At 40.3% G+C, this 3,194-nt stretch carries 5 protein-coding genes; 1 reads left to right on the top strand and 4 read right to left on the bottom strand.

All coding sequences use genetic code 11. From position 1 onward, the window contains the following. Positions 1-161 precede the first annotated feature (161 nt). The 4 genes from CAG65_RS02755 to CAG65_RS02740 form a co-directional block, all read right to left on the bottom strand. Positions 162-524 (bottom strand): HVO_A0114 family putative DNA-binding protein, encoded by a 363-nt coding sequence (locus CAG65_RS02755; RefSeq protein ID WP_142738296.1) that lies wholly within the window; start codon positions 522-524, stop codon positions 162-164. 156 nt (positions 525-680) lie between these two features. Further along, positions 681-884, bottom strand: a complete 204-nt coding sequence (locus CAG65_RS02750) for a hypothetical protein (protein WP_000852433.1) — start codon at positions 882-884, stop codon at positions 681-683. A 61-nt stretch (positions 885-945) separates the two neighbouring features. Continuing rightward, positions 946-2,253, bottom strand: coding sequence for a HipA domain-containing protein (locus tag CAG65_RS02745; protein WP_202599243.1), 1,308 nt, complete (start codon positions 2,251-2,253; stop codon positions 946-948). A gap of 1 nt (position 2,254) precedes the next feature. Next, positions 2,255-2,848: a hypothetical protein gene (locus tag CAG65_RS02740; RefSeq protein ID WP_237668729.1), complete on the bottom strand. Its 594-nt coding sequence runs from the start codon at positions 2,846-2,848 to the stop codon at positions 2,255-2,257. A 51-nt stretch (positions 2,849-2,899) separates the two neighbouring features. Here CAG65_RS02740 and CAG65_RS02735 point away from each other — a divergent pair, with 51 nt between their 5' ends. Continuing rightward, entirely contained in the window at positions 2,900-3,109 is a 210-nt protein-coding gene (locus tag CAG65_RS02735; RefSeq protein ID WP_039453138.1) for a helix-turn-helix domain-containing protein, read from the top strand. The last annotated feature ends 85 nt before the right edge of the window (positions 3,110-3,194 follow it).

Below are 3,194 nucleotides of genomic sequence, written 5' to 3'. Positions count from 1 at the left end.
GCTGTACACTTTACTAAGTGGCTTTTCAATATCAAGACCAATCGCTATAAACATTTTCCTAATTTAAATGATTAATCTAAGCAGGTTCTTTCCAAAACTTTCATAGGCTGAATTTTTGCTCGTGACACTTTTTAACTCAAAAGTGTCCAATTGTGTGTAATTCAAAGTAAAGGAGAACTGCCCATTACGATCTCGAACTTCGTAAACAACGCTATTGGTCGAGATTCCATTCCCCTCACATCCAGATAAGCAAAGCCCTTAGATGAAAGAGCTTCGAAAGCATCAGTAACATCCTTGATACTACGCCCACTCATTTCAGCAAGTTCATCAAGACTGTTTGGCTTCTCGCGAGCAATCAAATTCAACAGTTCAACATTTTCGTTAGACAACAGTTGTGAAAGCGCAGCCAGTGACTCAAACAAAAATTGAGGGTAAGGTTCTTCAGACGTCACTTTTCCTTCTGCAATGCGAATCATGCGCTTACGAGCAAGCTCTTCTGATAGAATGCCGATTTTTGCTTTCATACCATCCTCACTCCTAATAGTCGCCATCTAAATCGAACTGAATAATCATCGACGATCACATCTAATTCTTTTTTCATTTCTTGAGAAGGAGCAATCAACAGAAGTGGTTCTTACACGAAGTTTCTGTTAGACCACGGTTCTTTTCTTTTTCGCGCTTCATTGCTGGCTACTCCCGTTTTTTATTGACGCAATCACTTTTAATAAATCGGTCGTGATTGCTGGGCATTTGTCATTCATAAAAACCGTTACTTCATCTCCAAATTTCATCGTTACGATACCGTTTTTATCGACACTTAACAGCGCGAAAGACTGCTTCAAGTCGAGAGTCGTGTTACTTCCATTGGTCGTGGTTTCAGCCATATTTCCCCTCACTGCTAACGAGTATGTTTACAATATGGGCAACAATTGTTACCTCAGATGTTTACTTAATTGTTCTGTTTAATTTTTCGACGATTTCAGTAGCATGTTGAAATATGGCGTCCTTTACTCGCGAAAACTCCTTTTCAGGAAATCGATTGTCTATAGAACTCAGTGCGCTACTAAATTGAGCGAGAAAGGCAAAGACGATTTCATGGCATTCAGCATTGCTGATACCAAACTGACTCGCTGTCTGCTCTATATGCCGTAAGCAAATCTTGCTGATATGGTATTTGTATCCTCGTGATGCTTGCAGTCCCATTGCTAGTTTTAGCTTGCGCTTATTTAACCCTGTAGCACTGACAGCGGGGTAAGCTGATAGCAAATCGTAGAACGGTGCAAGTTTATAGTGTCCTCCAGGAGCAATATGCACGGAAAAATTCTTGAGATGACCGTCAGTGGCACCAAGAAGGCACTGTAAAATCATGAATTTAAAAAAGTCATGATTGTTCGCCTTGCTTTGCGCAGAGAGACTTAAAACATCAACAATTTTGGAGACACTTAGGTTGTTCTCCGATTGATATTTTTGATGTTCAGGTACACCCAAAATCTGGCAGAAATCTTCTTGGTGTCTACGAGTCACAACTCCGTCACCAAAACATCGGTCGAACCGTTTTACTGCAAGGGCTTTAGCTCCTGATTCTGCGGTTATTATCTCAATGTCGGGGACTTTAAAACCAAGTTCCTTCGCTATTTGAGTACAGATGAATTCATTCTCAACACTGCCGCTCATATCTAATACTGAGTTGCTTTGCGCAATTACATCCATTGGGAATTTGATAATGTGGCTACTTAGTGATTTCTCTTGAGGTACATACCATTTACCGTTCAACCTAGTTAACGTTGTTTTTCGCTGTGTTCCCGAAATACAAGGTCGATAATCCCCAAAGAATGGAAGAAATGACTTACGCTGGGTAACGAGTTCATTTAATTCACTTGCCGAGATCTCTCGATATTTCCACCCTATCTTTGGCGGCTCCCTACTCTCAGTAAATGAAATGCCGCCCGTGCAATCGTGACTAATTTTTGAGAGTAAGGTGAATACATCGTTGGATTGCACACCCACCGACTGAGCAAGACTTAATCGTTCTTCTTTCAAGTCAGGAAGCAGGTTGTGAATAAAATTCAGTGCATTAAATGATGAGCATTCTCCCCTTACGAGCGGTAGGCTTAACGAAAGAGGGAAAGCTGAATCATATGCTAACCACTCATCAGTGTATGAAAATGAGAAGTTGGTCTTCGACTGTTGAACAAACTGCCCCACGAGCATGTTGTTGTTTGTGGCATGTGCGTAAAGAATAGGATTGTGCAAATTAGCTCCCACTTTCTACTGGGTGGGCTGTGTTTTTGTAGAAGGTAATTGCGTTTTCTACTGCAAGCATTTCGGCTTTGAGATCCAATCTACGATTGTCATACTCGGATATATACTCGTCTAAACACAGCCGAAGTTCTGAGTGTTGAGCACACAACTGATTGAAATGCTTCCATGTCCTTTTATGAAGAGAATAGGACTCTGACAGCTCTGACTGTTTATCTTGCAAAATCGTCAAAAGATTTTCTCTTTTGAAAGAAAGGCAGTTGGAGTCCTCACTGTAATTGTCGCAATCCACGACCTCCCAATCGATATGGTTAAACATAAAACCTTTGGAAAATTCTTCATCACCATGCTTGTCGAAACCGCATGAAAGGACTGCGCCGATCAACGACATTTCCTTCAATTTTTTTTCGACGTATTCATCCGATAAGTATTCTTTTTCATCACTGTCTAATGGAAAGGATTTTAGGTCGTTGGCAGAGAAGTGTTCATTGTAATAAATGGCGAGAAATAGCTCTTTTCTGATTCTTACCTTCGTTTGCATAAAAAATGACCAATTGCGTTGATTTTGAGGATTATAATCCGTGGTCATATAGTCCGCAAGTGTGCATTGTTCAGGAAATTAATTTCATAAATAAAAAACATGAACACGAAACTTGCCGAAGCTGTAGGCCAACGTATTGTACAAATGAGAAGATCCAAAGGTTTACCTCAAGAGAAACTAGCCCTTCTCGCTGAGATAGATAGAAGCTATATGAGCCGCATCGAACGCGGTAAAATCAATATCACGCTTGAAAAGTTGTATCAGATTGCAGACACTTTGGGCTGTGATGTGAAGGAACTTCTGCCTTAATGAGTTAGGTTTGTATGTGTGTCAAGATATTAGACCTGATCCTGTTGTTATAATAGCTTTAAAATCAGAGTATTGAGTAATATTC

It is taken from the genome of Vibrio sp. V39_P1S14PM300 (genome assembly GCF_009904765.1).
GTDB classification, from domain to species: domain Bacteria; phylum Pseudomonadota; class Gammaproteobacteria; order Enterobacterales; family Vibrionaceae; genus Vibrio; species Vibrio proteolyticus.
This window is presented reverse-complemented; position numbering and strand designations above follow the sequence as displayed.